At 42.7% G+C, this 15,316-nt stretch carries 20 protein-coding genes and 2 pseudogenes; 4 read left to right on the forward strand and 18 right to left on the reverse strand.

The window, feature by feature from the left end:
• Positions 1-10 precede the first annotated feature (10 nt).
• On the forward strand, positions 11-1,150 hold the full coding sequence (dinB, locus tag IQ274_RS25090; protein WP_228058349.1) for a DNA polymerase IV: 1,140 nt from the start codon (positions 11-13) through the stop codon (positions 1,148-1,150).
• Here dinB and IQ274_RS25095 read toward each other — a convergent pair.
• Positions 1,121-1,324 carry a CopG family transcriptional regulator gene (locus IQ274_RS25095; protein WP_194143798.1) on the reverse strand — a complete coding sequence of 68 codons (204 nt, stop codon included), beginning with the start codon at positions 1,322-1,324 and terminating at the stop codon, positions 1,121-1,123. The genes dinB and IQ274_RS25095 overlap by 30 nt on opposite strands.
• Before the next feature lie 1,681 nt (positions 1,325-3,005).
• On the opposite strand from IQ274_RS25095, the gene IQ274_RS36725 reads away from it, so the two are divergent.
• Together IQ274_RS36725 and IQ274_RS25105 are read left to right on the forward strand one after the other, a co-directional pair.
• The gene (locus IQ274_RS36725; protein ID WP_228058350.1) at positions 3,006-3,236 is read left to right on the forward strand and encodes a hypothetical protein; all 231 of its coding nucleotides are present in this window, start codon (positions 3,006-3,008) and stop codon (positions 3,234-3,236) included.
• A 386-nt stretch (positions 3,237-3,622) separates the two neighbouring features.
• A complete protein-coding gene (locus tag IQ274_RS25105; protein ID WP_194143799.1) occupies positions 3,623-4,366 on the forward strand; it encodes a class I SAM-dependent methyltransferase in 744 nt (247 codons plus the stop codon).
• 175 nt (positions 4,367-4,541) lie between these two features.
• On the opposite strand, the gene IQ274_RS36730 is transcribed toward IQ274_RS25105, so the two are convergent.
• The 8 genes and pseudogenes from IQ274_RS36730 to IQ274_RS25135 form a co-directional block, all read right to left on the reverse strand.
• Positions 4,542-4,682, reverse strand: a complete 141-nt coding sequence (locus IQ274_RS36730; protein ID WP_228058351.1) for a hypothetical protein — start codon at positions 4,680-4,682, stop codon at positions 4,542-4,544.
• A 110-nt stretch (positions 4,683-4,792) separates the two neighbouring features.
• Entirely contained in the window at positions 4,793-4,948 is a 156-nt protein-coding gene (locus IQ274_RS25115; RefSeq protein WP_194143800.1) for a hypothetical protein, read from the reverse strand.
• Positions 4,949-4,993: 45 nt separating this feature from the next.
• Entirely contained in the window at positions 4,994-5,206 is a 213-nt protein-coding gene (locus tag IQ274_RS25120) for a DUF1392 family protein (protein WP_194143801.1), read from the reverse strand.
• The gene (locus IQ274_RS36735; protein ID WP_322745324.1) at positions 5,203-5,838 is read right to left on the reverse strand and encodes a DNA cytosine methyltransferase; all 636 of its coding nucleotides are present in this window, start codon (positions 5,836-5,838) and stop codon (positions 5,203-5,205) included. The genes IQ274_RS25120 and IQ274_RS36735 overlap by 4 nt, the downstream gene beginning before the upstream one ends.
• A complete protein-coding gene (locus IQ274_RS37780) occupies positions 5,723-6,148 on the reverse strand; it encodes a hypothetical protein (RefSeq protein ID WP_322745321.1) in 426 nt (141 codons plus the stop codon). The genes IQ274_RS36735 and IQ274_RS37780 overlap by 116 nt, the downstream gene beginning before the upstream one ends.
• Positions 6,118-6,414 carry a hypothetical protein gene (locus tag IQ274_RS36740; RefSeq protein WP_228058352.1) on the reverse strand — a complete coding sequence of 99 codons (297 nt, stop codon included), beginning with the start codon at positions 6,412-6,414 and terminating at the stop codon, positions 6,118-6,120. Before IQ274_RS36740 ends, IQ274_RS37780 begins: the two co-directional genes overlap by 31 nt.
• Positions 6,411-6,599 (reverse strand): hypothetical protein, encoded by a 189-nt coding sequence (locus IQ274_RS25130; protein WP_228058353.1) that lies wholly within the window; start codon positions 6,597-6,599, stop codon positions 6,411-6,413. The genes IQ274_RS36740 and IQ274_RS25130 overlap by 4 nt, the downstream gene beginning before the upstream one ends.
• Positions 6,600-6,852: 253 nt before the next feature.
• Positions 6,853-7,176: pseudogene (locus tag IQ274_RS25135) on the reverse strand (transposase family protein); the annotation flags it as partial.
• A 134-nt stretch (positions 7,177-7,310) separates the two neighbouring features.
• Between IQ274_RS25135 and IQ274_RS25140 the strand changes: the two are divergent.
• Positions 7,311-7,715 (forward strand): annotated as a pseudogene (locus IQ274_RS25140) (amidohydrolase family protein); the annotation flags it as partial.
• Positions 7,716-7,840: 125 nt separating this feature from the next.
• Here IQ274_RS25140 and IQ274_RS25145 read toward each other — a convergent pair.
• From IQ274_RS25145 to IQ274_RS25185, 9 genes are all read right to left on the reverse strand, one after another.
• The gene (locus IQ274_RS25145) at positions 7,841-8,188 is read right to left on the reverse strand and encodes a hypothetical protein (RefSeq protein WP_194143803.1); all 348 of its coding nucleotides are present in this window, start codon (positions 8,186-8,188) and stop codon (positions 7,841-7,843) included.
• Between the two features lie 213 nt (positions 8,189-8,401).
• A complete protein-coding gene (locus IQ274_RS25150) occupies positions 8,402-8,779 on the reverse strand; it encodes an ASCH domain-containing protein (RefSeq protein WP_194143804.1) in 378 nt (125 codons plus the stop codon).
• A gap of 10 nt (positions 8,780-8,789) precedes the next feature.
• Positions 8,790-9,170, reverse strand: coding sequence for a hypothetical protein (locus IQ274_RS25155; protein ID WP_194143805.1), 381 nt, complete (start codon positions 9,168-9,170; stop codon positions 8,790-8,792).
• 45 nt (positions 9,171-9,215) lie between these two features.
• Positions 9,216-10,580: a replicative DNA helicase gene (gene dnaB, locus IQ274_RS25160; RefSeq protein ID WP_194143806.1), complete on the reverse strand. Its 1,365-nt coding sequence runs from the start codon at positions 10,578-10,580 to the stop codon at positions 9,216-9,218.
• A 53-nt stretch (positions 10,581-10,633) separates the two neighbouring features.
• On the reverse strand, positions 10,634-11,968 hold the full coding sequence (locus tag IQ274_RS25165; RefSeq protein ID WP_194143807.1) for a helix-turn-helix domain-containing protein: 1,335 nt from the start codon (positions 11,966-11,968) through the stop codon (positions 10,634-10,636).
• Positions 11,969-12,030: 62 nt separating this feature from the next.
• Positions 12,031-12,630 carry an alpha-ketoglutarate-dependent dioxygenase AlkB family protein gene (locus tag IQ274_RS25170; protein ID WP_194143808.1) on the reverse strand — a complete coding sequence of 200 codons (600 nt, stop codon included), beginning with the start codon at positions 12,628-12,630 and terminating at the stop codon, positions 12,031-12,033.
• Positions 12,618-13,316 carry a hypothetical protein gene (locus IQ274_RS25175; protein WP_194143809.1) on the reverse strand — a complete coding sequence of 233 codons (699 nt, stop codon included), beginning with the start codon at positions 13,314-13,316 and terminating at the stop codon, positions 12,618-12,620. The genes IQ274_RS25170 and IQ274_RS25175 overlap by 13 nt, the downstream gene beginning before the upstream one ends.
• On the reverse strand, positions 13,313-13,771 hold the full coding sequence (locus tag IQ274_RS25180) for a hypothetical protein (protein ID WP_194143836.1): 459 nt from the start codon (positions 13,769-13,771) through the stop codon (positions 13,313-13,315). The genes IQ274_RS25175 and IQ274_RS25180 overlap by 4 nt, the downstream gene beginning before the upstream one ends.
• Positions 13,772-14,055: 284 nt before the next feature.
• A complete protein-coding gene (locus tag IQ274_RS25185) occupies positions 14,056-14,991 on the reverse strand; it encodes a hypothetical protein (RefSeq protein WP_194143810.1) in 936 nt (311 codons plus the stop codon).
• Between the last annotated feature and the right edge of the window lie 325 nt (positions 14,992-15,316).

Genomic DNA, 15,316 nt, shown 5'->3' on the forward strand with positions numbered 1-15,316 from the left:
CTCCCTGGTTTTGCGTAGTAAAACCAGAGAGAGATTTATCAAACTCACGTTAGATTACTGTCAAGTCGTCAATATAGTTCACGTTGATATGGATGCCTTCTACGCATTGGTAGAACAAAGGGACAACCCTAGCTACCGAGGAAAACCGTTAGTCGTCGGTGGCAGTCCGAATCAGCGAGGCGTAGTTGCAGCAGCCAGTTATGAAGCTCGTAAGTTTGGCGTTCACTCTGCGATGCCTTCAATAACAGCGATTGCTAAATGCCCCGGACTGATATTTGTTAGACCGAGATTCGACGTTTACCGAGAGATTTCTGCTGCAATCCACGCTATCTTTAAACGCTACAGTGATTTAGTGGAAGGGGTTGCACTAGATGAAGCATATCTAGATGTTACTGAGAACCGACAAAATATCCCCTACGCTTCTACTATCGCAAGACACATCAAAACTGCGATTTTCCAGGAAACTCAGTTGACAGCAACCGCAGGCGTGTCAATTAACAAGTTCCTAGCGAAAATGGCATCAGGACAGAACAAGCCCAACGGACTGACGGTTATTTTACCAGAGCAAGCGATCGTATTTGTAGAGCAGCTAGCAATTGAAAAATTCCACGGTATTGGAGAAGTTACAGCAGCGAAGATGCACTCACTCGGCATTCATACTGGCGCAGACTTAAAGGAGCGATCGCTGACTGACTTAACACACCATTTTGGGAAAGCAGGTAATTATTACTACAAGATTGCCAGAGCAGAGGATGACCGCCCAGTTGAAGCAAATCGAGTTCGTAAGTCCATCGGTGCAGAAACCTCGTTTGCACAAGACTTAAGTGATGTCGGCCAAATGTTACAAGAACTCGAACAGATTGCCCAAATTGTCGAGCAACGGTTAGAGCAGCACGAAACACGAGGACGCACATTAACTCTGAAAGTTAAGTTTTCTGACTATCAGCAGCTAACCCGCAGTAAGACAATGCTTGCTCCCGTCAGCGAACTCTCTACGATTTTTGAGATAGCCAAAGCGCTGTTTGAGTCGATTGATCTGGAAAACCGCAGTATTAGGTTGTTGGGGATTTCGTTGTCTAACCTGGATAATCAAAAACAATCTCAAGCGATTCAATTGCCATTATTTCAGAATGGGAACATCATATTTTAGCGTAGGTGTAGTCTGTTCAGACGCTGACAACTCGGTTATGGAGAGAGAGCGAATCAACTCCCGAATCACATCAGTTGCAGGTCTACCTGTACTTGCACAATATTTTTCAAGTTTTTCGCTTTCAACTGATGCAAGATTTATTGTGATTCGTTTGATAGCCCATTTTTTGTTCATGACTTGCCCTAATAATTAAATTTAATGAATTATCTAGACTTTAAATGCCAAGTGCAATACTTAACAAATATATAGATGTTAACCACAGCATACTTGCCGTCAAACTATTTTTAGCACATCTCTCTCCAGAGTATTTACTTGTAGTCAAAAACTTCACTGATAAATCATTTATATGAACTTTAGAACATTTGAAAGGAGCTTGCATTTTTCGTAAATATTGTTAAGCAAAGCGCAATCGAAGTGAGCCAAGCAAGAGGCGTATAATCAGCAAGTATTGCCAATTGAATTTAGTAAACCTTATCTTCATACAATTGTATCTAATATTCATTTGCTCTTTACCCAAAGGTGAAATTGACTAACTACTCTGGATGTAGACTTTCATTCAAGCACTATATTCAACTCTATAACTTAAAGAAACCTTAATGCCTCTAGAAAATTTTCTAGGAGCATTAAGGTTTAATAATTTTGGTTCTTCAGTAGCTGTTATGCCAAATTATTAGTTAGACATCAAAACTAAGCTCGACAATAAAGCTCAAAAGCCCGAATCAGTGCTAAACCCCATAAATAACTAGTAAATAGTGTTGATTTCTCTTGCTTAGTAAGCATTTCATGGCTTTTTTGAAGGTAATTTAGCATGATAGATATATTAATTTTTATTCAGTCAGAACTTAATTTACTCACAGAAATTATCAACCCTCAACTCGCGCCACACATCGGACGGTTGCCACCCGGAGTTACCCACGGAGCGGAGGGGACGGTAGTGTTCGAAATGTATTCGGATTCGGAAGCGTAGTCTTCAATGTACACAGGTGAATTTGGTTCAATTACTGTTTCAAGAATATTTTGGCTCTCAGGCATATCAATGGGTTCAGTCGGTGGTGGGGTTACTTCTGCTTTCTTGCGAACTGTGTTAGGGTTTTTTTGATGAGTCGTTTCATATCTATAGGAATCATTCGGCTTTCCACAAAGAACAGATATTCCAGAATACAAGAACTTATCAGCGAATCAGAGACATTTTGCCATAAAGTTGTATGGGCGTGGATTGCTTTTTAGGGACGGGAGCGGAGCGCGATGCCGAATAGCCATTCGTAGAAACAGATTTAACAATAGCTATGATGTTGTCTACTTGCATATCCGAATGGCACTAAGAAAAGATGAAACCTAGTCAGGGCAGGGTGTAGGGGGTAGGGTTGCAGGTTCGTTTTTAAGATAATTAAATTTTAGTTGCGTCAAGAAGTTTAACATCTTCTTATTCCCCACACCCCAATACCTGCAACCCCACACTCAAAAGCCAGTTATATCATGGCTTTGCGCTTAACTTAGTGCTATTCTATTCTGAGTCTGAAAGATAATCACCCAACAGTCCATCAACAAGTAAAAAATTCGTTTGAGGCAGCACAATCCATTGGATTTAAAGATATTGATATCAGTATTAGTCAACGTATTGAAAAAGGACATTACCACATCGAAAAACGTACAGTTTACACCGTACCTGTGTCGCAGATTCCCGGACTTTATCAACTAGATTTATGGGGAGAACTAAAAACAATAGTCATGGTAGTACGTTCGATTCAGCATTGGAATAAAACAACACACGAAGTACAATTTTACATTACTAGTCTTATTAATGATGCGAACAAGATTGCTAATGCAATTTGACAGCATTGGGGAATAGGAAATTATGTTTATTGGACATTGGATGTTACCTTCCACTCTTGATGAATGCCGAATTCGTTCTTTACACAGTCCACAAAACTTTGCTTTACTACATCGCATTGCTCTTAATGCATTAGAGCGAGAATCGTCTTTTCGTCGCAGTATTCGCCAAAAATCACGACGGGCAGCTATGAACGATCGCTATATGCTTTCTGTGTTAGCTGCGGCTCTCTCAAACTCAGTACTTCTGCCATAAATCCCTCTGTCAATAGGGGAATGGCACGCTTGATAACGCCAAACCAATTACCTATAAGGCTTTTGGGTGTGGGGTGTTGGGTGTTGGGTGTAGTGAAGAAGGAAAATATTTATGTTCGTACTCGATATTTGGTTTTCTTAATTTTTCCCAACCCCCAACCCCCGACCCCCAACACCCGGACTACACAAGCTTTCAGCTTTTCTTAGTGCCATTCGTCAATAGGGTTTGAGACGCGCTAACCCTGGATTAACACTTGTTTGGGTAGGAGCAACTGGCTCCAAATGCAACCAAAACGAATAATATTGTAGAAACAATACCATTGCCAAAAAAGTGGTGCAAGAAAGACTTATTTTAATACTTTTGAATAATTAGCAGATGAGGAAAAAATGGCACAAGTATATGATTCCATAGCCCAACAGTATAAACAATTTTGCTCTTCGCCGTTTGCTATATATGTTGAGACTTATACATACTTAAATCTCATTGGCGATGTAAGTGGAAAATCAATTTTAGATTTGGCTTGTGGAGAAGGAATTTACTCTAGGTTACTCAAACAAAATGGTGCGGCACGTCTAGTGGGAGTAGATATTTCCTCAGAAATGATTAAACTAGCAAGGCTTGAAGAAGATAAACAACCACTCGGTATTGAATATATAATCGCTGATGTGATGGATGTAGGCTTTATTGAAAACTTTGACATTGTGGTGGCTTCCTTTTTGCTGAATTATGCCTCAACAAAGGATCAACTATTGAAAATGTGCCATACCATCTCAACCAATCTTAAACCAGGCGGTCGATTCATCGGTCTTAACAATAATTTAGACTTGCTGCCAGAGTTTTATCATAAAAGTGAAAAATATGGTCTTGCGAAGAGTTGTCTTGGTCCGCTTGAAGAAGGTAGTCCCTTAACCTTAACATTGACAATTGACTCAGAGGGCAACAAAGTCAGCTTTGATAACTACTACCTGAGCAAACAAACATATGAATGGGCTTTGAGAAGCGTTGGTTTTGAGGATATCCGATGGCATAATCCACTAGTTGCTCCTGAAGGGGTGAAGAAATTTAGCCAAGAGTTTTGGGAGGATGGCATAAATTACCCTTATTTTGTAGGTATTAGCTGTCAGAGATAGCTGTTAGCATATCAATGCTCCTAAATATCGCCCCCAGCACTTGACCTCTACGCACGCCATAGACCAACACCCGTTCGCCAAGTTAACCCAAATCTGCTATTACCCCATTTACACGCTTTACTTCTGTATCAGTTTAAGTTACTTGAAGCAATCGCCCAAACCCAAACCTCACACCTCACCCTAGCCACTCCACCCAATCAGGAGCCGCCGCAGTCAACTGCTCAAACATCACAGGTGCTTGCTCATCAATTGCCATCATCACACACCAACGCTCGTCACTCATGAGCGTAGAGAGGAACTGTTTGATCGAATCCACTCCATGCGCTACCCGTAACATCGCAAGCGTAGCGTAAGACTTGACCTGCTGTCACCAGGAATCACAGGGATTAAGTTGTCCGTCCACACCCCCGCAATTATTATTCCCAATTACATTAGCAGGGGGGTTGGACGGAGCATCAATGCCATACATAGACTGTATCCTAGCCGCATACGCCGCCTGCGCGTCCCTTCCTGCTGTCGCCGCCTTTCCCTATCCTCCCTGAGCCGTTGCCGATACTCGACTAACTCACCGAGTCGAAACACAGGTTTTTCCTTGGTGTTCGGTTGTAAGTTACCTGTAGCAATAAGTTAACTTCCCAAAACAGTAATATTGGTATTACAAGCGAAGATTTCATATTTCCAGCCATGTTCTGACCACTCCACACCAGTGCAATAACCAAAAGCTTTGGCAGATTTAACATAGACTCGCTCTAACAGGCTGACTAGCATGGGCGGGATTTGTTGACCCCAAGGTGGAGAGGTGTACCAGCACTGTTCTAAGTTTTGGACAAGGTTAGTCATACAGTCACTCCTAATAATTTGCTCTGTGCAGATATAAATAGTTGTGTTGCGAACAAAGGAGGTACGGAATAGCCGATGATTGACCCAGCCGTAGCAGCTTCCGGCGGAAATTCGTACCGGCTAGGGAAACCCTGTAAAATGGCTGCACCTTGAATTGATAAGGACTTGACCGTACCACTAGGCAACCAGATATCAGCGAACTTACTACGGTTGCAACCTTTGTGATCTGTGAAGTGTGAGCGCAATATCGTATTGCAAGGTAAATGTCCGGGTTTATATTTGGACTGTGAACGTCCCCCAACTCTTTCTATTAGCAGTGGTGTCGGCGCATTCCCGGCTAAAAATTTCTCCAAAGCTTGCTGTTGTTTGGGGAGTAGTTGAGAATCGGTCATCATGGGAATGAGATGGGCGATCGCCTCGTACCACCCTATTGGTTTTCTGGGAGTTGGTAAGGCAATGTGAAAATCCTTGCTTGCAACCAGAACTAACCGCCGCCGTGCCTGGGGTAGCCCAAAGTCAGCCATGTTGACCACGCTGTAATCGACCGAGTACCCCTTTTGTTCCAAAGCATTCAGGATGATGGCAAAACTCTGACTGTTCTGATAGCGCGGCACATTTTCCAGCGTAAACACCCGTGGCTGCAACTGTCGGATGGCTTCTGCCACCGCGATGGCGCGAGCGCCCGCCGGAGGCGATCGCAGCCGTCAGATCATCAGCCGTTTCAATGCCCTTACCCGCTTTGGCTGTGTGAGCTTGACTGAAGTTGGCGCATACCGGGGAGGCATGGAGATAGTCGGGGCGGCGGGGAAAACCTAGAAATCCTAACCGTGCTACTTCTTGCACTGTTAGCTGGATGACTTTGCAGCCATATTCCCTGAAATTGCGGTGATGGTTGAGAGCGATCGCTTTACTCAAATCTGGTTTGGTGGGGTCGAATTCCACGGCAATGACTGGGCGAATACCATCCCCGCTTCAATCCCGCCGCCACCAGCGAATAGTACTACAGCGATTGGGGCATCATCTGGAAGAACTGGTTTTAATTTTGTGTCATCAAAATTTTTGCAGACATCTAAAATTTTTGGTGATGTCTTTTTGGATTCAAGGTACGGATAAAGGCATCCAACTGATTCCCCCTGTGAGGCTTTGACCACTTTCTCTAAGAATTTTTCGGGTGTCGCAGATAACTTAGCTATTACTGTTTTAGTCATGCAGCCACCTCCATGACCAAATCATCGGGTACTTCAAAAATCCCCAGTTGACCAATGTAAGGAATCGGTGTAATCTCGCGCGGATTCTCCAGCTTCCAGTGGTATTGCCCAGCCATTCCCCAACCAGATGCAACTTGTGAGAATCGGCAATCAACTATTGTGACAACGCCAATAACTTGTCCCACACGGAGCCTAGTCCTGAAAAATTGGGCAGGCTTTTTTGGATAGTCGTTTAGCTTCACGATAGAACTCTTGCATAAATATTTTCAGGTATAATAAAGGGTTATTTCTCTCACGTTAGAGAAGTTCAAATAACCACAATTTGCGAAATTTCTAATATTATCTGTTGCCAGAAAAAAGCAAAGCAAAAAATTGATATAACAAACTGATTCAGCAATTATTTATTGACTGAATTATCAAGATTAATTAAGCTTTAATTTAAGCTTTTAAAGCTAATTCATGATTGTATATTCCGGCAATCAAATTAGACCTTAATCCAAATCTGCGATGGCGATTTCAGTATTGATTAGATAAAATATTGAATATTTTTAATCGACGATTAACGTGTTCAACAACAATTCTTAATCGGTTCAGTTCTCTATTATATTGCTTCTGTTCCTTTGTCAACTTTTTACCTTTCGGTTTTTTAATTGGTGTTTCACTTAATTGATGAATTTTTCTAATTCCTTGATAGCCTTTATCTGCAATAACTTTGAGCAATTCCTGCATGGCTACGTTCCCAAATGCTGTACCAAATAACTTAAGCTTCAATCGGGACAGTAAAAATAACGTTTTTCGGCGATTTTCGGGTTGGAGAGCGATTTTATTTTTGTAACCCTTCCGTAGCAAGACTTTGATAGGTTACGTGGCGGCTGATAGCAGCTTCGCTACTTTTCCCCGAACAAAAAAGAAGTGCTAAAGACCCAAATAATATTTGGTTGGCAAAGTCTGGTTTTGGCGGTACGGAATATTTACTTTCTGGTGTATTTAGTGAAGGTAGTAAGCGGGGAATGTCCCACAATCATATGGCTAAGTTACTATCTTGGAACCCATCCCGGCGTTTTGGTTTGTTAGAAAAAGGTGATATTGCCGTTGGTTACGATGCTGACTTAGTGTTGTTAGACCCCAATGAAACTTTTGTGGTACGTGCAACTGAGTCAGAGTCACAACAAGGTTACACACCTTTTGAAGGAGTAGAGTTAACAGGACGAGTCAAAACTACCTTTTTACGGGGGAGGAGAATTTACGATCAGGGACAAATACTCAGTGTTCCCAGTGGAGTTTATTTAAAACGCAGATGAAAGCAGCACGTATTCATGACTACAGTGGTTCGACTTCTGTACGGTTAGATGAGATAGAAGTTTTGCAACCAGGGCCTGGTGAAGTCAGAATTCGGGTAGGTGCTGCTGGCATTAACAATTCTGACTTACCAGCCGCAATTTGGCTCGGGAGAAATATATGGCTTAGTTTGACCCTCGGGAGGACGAGAACTAGCCCAAGAGAAGCTGTCACCGAAAACGCAACCTAGTTGGTAGGTTTGTGCACCTATCTTAGCCGCAAAGGTAGCACAAGTCTGAGGATTCCAAGTTGCTGGAACTGAGATAGTGTCACGCCAGTTACCGCTAACCACAGCACTACAAAGCTTAGTTCCAGGTCCAATAGGTGAAGATGGATCATCTTGACCAATAGCTGTTCTCAAATCACCTAAAATGCCCGCAAGGCTCAACACTACAGTTAGTAAAATCAGTCCTACAAACACTCCTATTTTTTTCATTTGCCACATTCCTCCAAATTCTAAAGTATTGAATTCCACGGATAGCCATTCGACTACACTCTGACCCGTGGCTTAGAGACATAACTGTTTATTTTGTGGAATTTTTCTATTTAACTACCCTAAATCGGCAATTATGCAGATTTTCCCCCCATAACTGCAAATTTTTCCATATAACATCCTCTATTAAAACCTTTTGCAAAAATTTTTTACACATCAACGCCAAAATGCGAGGGTTAAAAACTGTAAGTAACCGCTGGAAGCAGGGACTTTCGGTTGCTGCCAGACGATCACAAAATATCTGCTAACTTTACCACAAAACACTTTTGCAAGAGTTCTGATTAATTTGTGGAGTATGAAGCCTGCCCAATTTTTTGCGGCAAATTCGAGACGTAGAGAGATTAATTCGGGGATTACTACCCCCATGCTTTGACAAAATTCTTTTGCCTCAAAGTACTCTTTTTTGGTACAGGTTTTGGCAGCGTGAATCAGAATGTCGCCGCGATAATGAATGGGCCAGCCTCGGTTTTCAATATCTTTGAGAGCATAAATTATTGCCCATGCCCAAGGCTGACGAACGGATATCGCTTTCATGTACCACCTTCTAAAAATTCAGTAGTTGAATGTATGCGTCTAATGCCGCGATCGCCGGATGTGGATGTATTTGCGACTTCAGCCCATTGCAGATTGTGGCAATAGTTCCAAGCTCTATGAAAGTGAAATGAATATTGGACTGACGGTCACAACAGCGATGTAGAACTGTTAGAAGAACAAAATTCAACTGTCTGAGAATTACATCTTCAGCTACATGAAGTCGCCAAGTAAGGTTTTCTGAAGAAACCGAACGCCAGGGGTTATCGAAAGAACATTTTTCAACTTCGGGCAGGACTTTTACCTTATACCTGTAATTTCGGTCAGTGGTAGAGCATTCATCTGGAGCAAGAGCCGCCCATCGTTGTAGAAGCTGTTGGTAAGTTTCAATCATTCTCAGTTCCCTCGTAAAAGACAATATTTATCCTCCAGTAGAGCCTTAAAAACTACGACCACGAGATAAATTCTTGAATCTGGTAAACTGATGGTCAAATAAAAGCTTGACTGTACCAGTGGGGCCATTGCGTTGCTTGCGAACGACTAACTCAGCAATGCCACGATCTGGGGTATCGGGGTTATACATTTCTTCACGGTAAAGCATGATCACAACATCACTGTCTTGCTCAACAGCACCACTGTCTTTTAAATCACTTAGTACAGGGCGTTTATCGTTACGGTGTTCAACTTCGCGGTTGAGTTGGGACAAAGCCAGTACAGGCACATCCAAATCTTTAGCTAATCTTTTTAATCCCCGGCTGATTTCACCGACTCGTTGAGCCATGTTCACCCGTGAATCAGTATCAAGAGCCATAAGTTGTAAGTAGTCAATGATCACAAGCCCAACACCACCGTAATGGGATGAAATTCGGCGGACTTGGCTACGGATTTGATTAAGAGAAGGGCAAGATTCGTCGTTGATGAAAATCTGTTGTTCGCTTAACTCCGCGATCGCCACGCTCAAAGGTTGCCACTGACTGTCAGAGACATTCCCAGTTTCCAAGAAGTTATTTTCAATGCCAGATTCGCTGCTCAAGAATCGCTGTACATACTCATCAGTAGACATTTCCAAGCTGAAAACGCAGATCGGCATCTTCCCAGTTTTAGCAACATTGAGAGCGAGATTACCAGCCAAAGCGGATTTACCAACAGAAGGACGAGCAGCCAGTACATACAACCGCCCTTTGCGAAAACCACCGCCGAGTATACTGTCCAGGTCATAAAATCCACTGCTTGTTGCTGGTGAACCTGTACCAGCATGACGCGCTTCAATTTCGGTAAAAGTGTCGGCTAGGGCATGAGAAATATGAACCAAGTCAGAGGCAGAATGCTCAGACTTAATGCTGTAGACTTTTTGTTCGGCTTCGTCGAGAATTACAGGTAAATCGGTTTCGGTGGCATAGCCGAGTTGAACAATCTCAGTGCCAGCAAGGATTAACTGCCGCCTTTGGTATTTTTCCATTACCAAGTCAGCTAAAACATCGATGTTCACAGCTGACACAGTACGGTCAACTAGACTGGCCAGTTTATTGCGTCCACCGATACGGAACAATAAACCATTATCAGACAACCAGTTGGTAATGCAAAGCAAGTCTGTTGGTAATCCTTGGCTGTACAGTCGTAGGGCTGCTTGATAGATGTCTTTGTGGGCATTGATGTAAAAAGCATCTGTCACCAAGCGATCGCTGATTCGGCTCATGGCACTTGGGTCGAGCATGATGCCACCGAGTATTACTTCTTCAGCCTCAATGCTTTGTGGGGGTAAGCGGTCTTGTTGCGATGTGAAGTTTGATTTGTCTTGTGTCATAGTTCACCTCATTTGAAAATTTTGATTTCTAGAAAATCTAGATTCCATATTGTTCATGCAGCTTGCGGATGTAAGTACATATACATTTGAGGATGCGTAAGTTTTAACCAATCCAACCATTTGAGCGTTGCACCTGGGTCTTGTTGGTCATAACGGCTGCTGAAAGAAGCGATCACTTTGTCCTTGCCAACTTCATCCATGCGGTCTAGAAGTTCAGAGAATGTGGCTTTATGCCAATCAAGAGAACGATTTGAGTAGTAACCGATGGGTTGTGTTTCATCCGGTTTTTGTTGTGTTGTTGGTTCTGGTATTGCTGAGGGTTTAACAACTTGTGACCAATAGCCCAGTAATTCTTCTAGTCCGGCTTTAGAGCCTTCTAAGTTACTAATTGACTTGATGACAGTGGGGATTTTCTCTTGCCAAGATTCACGCTCACTCCACTTAGCCCTCTGTTTTGCGATCAACTCCACCAGTCGGCGATCGCAGGTTTGGTAAATCTTGTCTCTGGTAGCGGTACGCCAGGGGAAACGCCAACCACGTATTTTGATTTCTGTCCTGTATACGGCTGGTAACGAGTCAGTTGCCATGATGCTTGGGTCTACTAAAACCATGTCAACCAAGTCTTCAATTGACTGAAATTTTGGTTTTTTAGGATTGTTCGATTGTTCGTTTTTATCGAACGACCCCGCCGCAATAGTTGATCCTTTTGAGGGGTTATCGGTTTGTTGCAAAGACTCAGAATTTTTTGACAAGGAAGCGGGTTGTTGTGGAGTTGGTTCTTCTGGGGTTGATTCTTCTAAGCTTGGTTTTTCTGGAGTTGGTTTTTCAAGGTTTAGTTGTTCAGTTTCACACACACACGATTCTTGGGCGGGAAGTGCATTCTGAGTTGGGGGTGTTTCTTGTATGTGTTTTTCTTCTAATTTATTTTCTTCTAATTGTTTTTCTATATGAGGGGTGGATGACCCACCTATGGATGACCCACCTATGGACGATCCACCTATGGATGACCCACTTACGGATGAACCACTTACGGATGACTCACTTACGGATGACTCACCTATGGATGAATGATTTTCTCGAAATAACTTTGTGTCTTCTTTGCTGGTAAAAATGTAATATTGCCAGTCAAACTTACCATTGTTCGGATTGTTCTCTTGAACTCTCACTAAATAGTCATTTTGTTCAGCGTTTTTGATAGCATTACGGATTTTGTCTCGTTTGTACCCCAAATGTTTTTCGATTACCGTAAAATTAATATCAAAGTTTTCATCGTGAGAAGCTACCCAAGAAATTAACCTAAATGTTGAATCAGTAACGTTGTGATCACGAATTAAACTGTTGGGAATTGCAGTAAACTGTTTAGAGGGTTTACCATTACGAAATCCCATAAAATCCTCCTTGAATATTAATAATCTTGGATATAAACCTCAGCAATAGCGATAACTTGAGGTCATCTTTTACCCCCAACGTGGGGTCGAAAAGTTAGATTAATCCGTGTGCTAACGACCTTATTAGTCTTCGGAACTTGATGCAGATGAGTACTCTGACAACCTGGAAGCATCACCAGCAGACTCCCATGCTCCAGCCAAAAGTCAGTCGGTTTACTCCCGATGGGCTTGATTTGGAATTTACGAACCGAACCCAGACTGATGGATGCGATCGCAGGATTTAGCCCCATCGAAGATTCATTGTCGTTGTGCCAGCCGATAGAATGCTGTCCACTCCTGTACTGATTGCCGATGACAATGCGGAAGCGGTAGCCAGTAGCCGCAGTAATCCTATCTCGCAGTTGGGCCAGCGATGAAGTCCAAGGTAATGGTTTGAGTAGTACGCTCTTAGAGTAAAGGTAATCACAGCCTTCATCGCCATAAATGCACTCTAAGCGCGGAACAGGAATAGTTTTACCCAGCATCCTGATTTGATTTTGTTTCCATTGCAGTTCTTGGCAATGTTGGTAGAGTTCGTCGGCTTCTTCCTTGTTCAGAAATTCTGGATAATAGTTGACTGGTAAAGTAGGAGCAGATTCGGGGAATAAAGTTAGTTGTTGCATAATTCTCCTTTGGCAATCGCTTGAACAATTTCTTCTGCCCGTTCTTGTGAAATAGCCTGTTCTGGGTTCTTGTAAAATCCAGCGATCGCCGACTTGGGACGAATAATAATTTGCTGCCCTATTGCGCGTTTGTCCCACACAAAGCACGAGATGGTAATGTTGTCCGTTGCCCAACGAGTACCCCGTTTGTCTTTCCGAAAGCAGAAGCGAGGCAGAACCAGTACAAGTGACGGCGGGTGCTGCTGTAAAAAATCCGCCCGATCATCACAGGGTTCGAGAAAGCTGGTAAGTAAAAAAGCGGCAACACCCACACGCGCTTTCTGGTAGGCATTCTTGATAATTGGTGCAGCGAACTCCGAATATGGTGGATTAGTGCAGATCCAGTCGCAATCGGGAAACTTAGCCCATGATTCGGATAGTGTTGCATCCATTTGGTAATCAGCCGCTTTATGTGGATCAATATCGTTCGTCCAGATTCTTTGGGTGTCAGGCCACACTCTTAGTAATGACGCGATCGCTCCATGTCCCACACACGGCTCACCAATCACACCTGACAACCTAACGTGACGTAGTAGCTCAGTAGTGAACCATGAAGGTGATTCGTAAAAGTTCAGTGGATGTCTACCAACAGTTTCTATAGATGCACTTGTATCTGGTTGTGGTGTCAGCAGTCGTGCAACAGTCATACTTCATCCTCGCTAAATTCAATGTGGTTTAAAGTCTGAAGTTCAACAGCTAATCCACTTAAGAAATTTTGGAGTTCAACTGTTGCTAATTCTTTGGATATCTCTTTTTCTGATGTGTAAATAAGTTGCTTATGATGCCCAAAATAAACTTCTGTACGAGTTAAGTTTTGCTCTGTATCAGTTAACAGAGTCAAAGTAAATCTTCCCAGTTTGCAGAAGTAATACTGACGGCGATCGCAAGGGTTGCCTTGATGCCAAGTAATACAAGGTTTTGAATCAATGTGAGCGCTAATAGATTCAAAATCAACGTGGAAAATGTTCATCTCAGTCAGCATCTCGCCACTGTTATAGCGGTCTGTTATATGCTGCTTAATTGCTGTTAATGCTAAACCGTCAGGAATATTAATGTGAGCTTCCGATGTGATTTTTTCAACTACTGTAACTATGGCTTTCATTGTTGTTACTCTAGAGATGCAATGAGTGTTTTTGTGTGGCGATTGTTACTTATTGAGCGGCAATCGCTTTTTATTTTGATTGTTAGGAATCTTGAAGTGACGACACTTTCTCAGGTGTGTATTATTTGCTAGAGAAATCCTCTTTGTAACAAATAATTTCAAAATACTGTTAGTTGCTTGACTGCATGAAGAAGAAGCTTTTAATGTTATTGGTAATATTCGATGCTTCAGCAAAAAATTCCATCTTTAGTTAGTGAACGTTTCTGTGGTGGGGGCGTTCGCTTTCACTTGGTCAGCACTGGTTCCTTCTTGCTAGCGAAAGCCCCCGCCTGCCTTAGCGCTGCTCCAGGACTGGGATGAGCAAAGAACTCTTCTACAGCCTTTGTCAACCCAGCCGCAACAGCCGGTTCGTGGCAAGCGTAAACATAGATGGGCTGTTGAACTCCATTAACCAATCGTGTTTCTTGGCGATCGCCTAACTGTGGGTAGAATGTTCTCACCCATGTGCCCAAGTGTCCGCGATAATGGGAGCCTTTAGTGGGAACTGTCTTGCCGAGTTCGCTCTCTGCAAAATTGACCACGCCCATCCACTTTTCTTGTGTGCTGGTTAAGGACTGTCTGTTGTAGTCAGCTATCAGATTGGCGGCGAAGTCTTTGCAATTCTGTTCCATGTATGGGTTGAGTCTGCCACCGGTAAGTTCGGCTAAAGTCTTCATTGCCTGTACAAAAGTATGTAGCCGTTGCTCGACTGGAGGGAGGGCTGGGATAGGTGAATGAGTTTGAGAGGGAACACTTTTAATGGCTGCAACTAAGTCTAAAATGATGGTTCTAACTTGTGCTGCGATTGTGGATTGCTGTAACATCATTGCGATTCTTAACGCCCCAAGAGCCGAAAAAACTCTCGCCTGGGATGTTTTTGATGGTAGACAGAGCATCTGTCGAGCATCCCTTAGCTCTTTACCTGTAAGGGTTTTAGTTTCTGTAGCTTGGAATTCTGAGTGATTGACTCTGTAGATTTCTTTGACTGCGGATTCTGTGACTGAAAAATATTCTGCAATCATTCCAGTAGTCGCCCAACCATTACCCTCCCAGACAGCGAACACTATTGCCTTGGCTTTGCTTAGAACCATTTCTGCGCGTGAATCATCAAGGTTAGAAAGTGCAGAAGTTCTCAATGAGGGAGACTCGATAAAAACATTTTGATTCAAAGGTAAATTCATATTGACTCCTAACGAAACTTCCAAATTTTAGATATTGATTTCAACACCACTTCTTAAGTCATGTTTCACCTCAGCAAAAGTTTCATTGATTAATGCTTTGTGTGTGATAATTAGAAATCTGTAGCGGGAGAAAAACTTCCGTGCGTTCATCTAAAGTAATGGCATTCCTTTAGGTGAACGCTTTTGTATTAACCACAAAGGTGAGAATTGGAAGGGGAAAGGGTAAGGAGGAAAGGCTTTTCTCAATACAGTACAGAGCAAGTATTTTTAAATATGGATGTTCCCATTACCCTTTAACCCTTCTCCTTTTTCCCTATTATTCACG

The sequence above is a fragment of the Nostoc sp. LEGE 12447 genome (genome assembly GCF_015206985.1).
GTDB lineage: Bacteria > Cyanobacteriota > Cyanobacteriia > Cyanobacteriales > Nostocaceae > Nostoc.

Bases quoted from the DNA above. Each gene is read 5' to 3' on its own strand.
- IQ274_RS25095 (WP_194143798.1), bottom strand. From the start codon at position 1,324: ATGAACAAAAAATGGGCTATCAAACGAATCACAATAAATCTTGCATCA.
- IQ274_RS36725 (WP_228058350.1), top strand. From the start codon at position 3,006: ATGTTTATTGGACATTGGATGTTACCTTCCACTCTTGATGAATGCCGA.
- IQ274_RS25105 (WP_194143799.1), top strand. From the start codon at position 3,623: ATGGCACAAGTATATGATTCCATAGCCCAACAGTATAAACAATTTTGC.
- IQ274_RS25120 (WP_194143801.1), bottom strand. From the start codon at position 5,206: ATGACTAACCTTGTCCAAAACTTAGAACAGTGCTGGTACACCTCTCCA.
- IQ274_RS36740 (WP_228058352.1), bottom strand. From the start codon at position 6,414: ATGACTAAAACAGTAATAGCTAAGTTATCTGCGACACCCGAAAAATTC.
- IQ274_RS25145 (WP_194143803.1), bottom strand. From the start codon at position 8,188: ATGAAAAAAATAGGAGTGTTTGTAGGACTGATTTTACTAACTGTAGTG.
- IQ274_RS25150 (WP_194143804.1), bottom strand. From the start codon at position 8,779: ATGAAAGCGATATCCGTTCGTCAGCCTTGGGCATGGGCAATAATTTAT.
- IQ274_RS25155 (WP_194143805.1), bottom strand. From the start codon at position 9,170: ATGATTGAAACTTACCAACAGCTTCTACAACGATGGGCGGCTCTTGCT.
- dnaB (WP_194143806.1), bottom strand. From the start codon at position 10,580: ATGACACAAGACAAATCAAACTTCACATCGCAACAAGACCGCTTACCC.
- IQ274_RS25165 (WP_194143807.1), bottom strand. From the start codon at position 11,968: ATGGGATTTCGTAATGGTAAACCCTCTAAACAGTTTACTGCAATTCCC.
- IQ274_RS25170 (WP_194143808.1), bottom strand. From the start codon at position 12,630: ATGCAACAACTAACTTTATTCCCCGAATCTGCTCCTACTTTACCAGTC.
- IQ274_RS25175 (WP_194143809.1), bottom strand. From the start codon at position 13,316: ATGACTGTTGCACGACTGCTGACACCACAACCAGATACAAGTGCATCT.
- IQ274_RS25180 (WP_194143836.1), bottom strand. From the start codon at position 13,771: ATGAAAGCCATAGTTACAGTAGTTGAAAAAATCACATCGGAAGCTCAC.
- IQ274_RS25185 (WP_194143810.1), bottom strand. From the start codon at position 14,991: ATGAATTTACCTTTGAATCAAAATGTTTTTATCGAGTCTCCCTCATTG.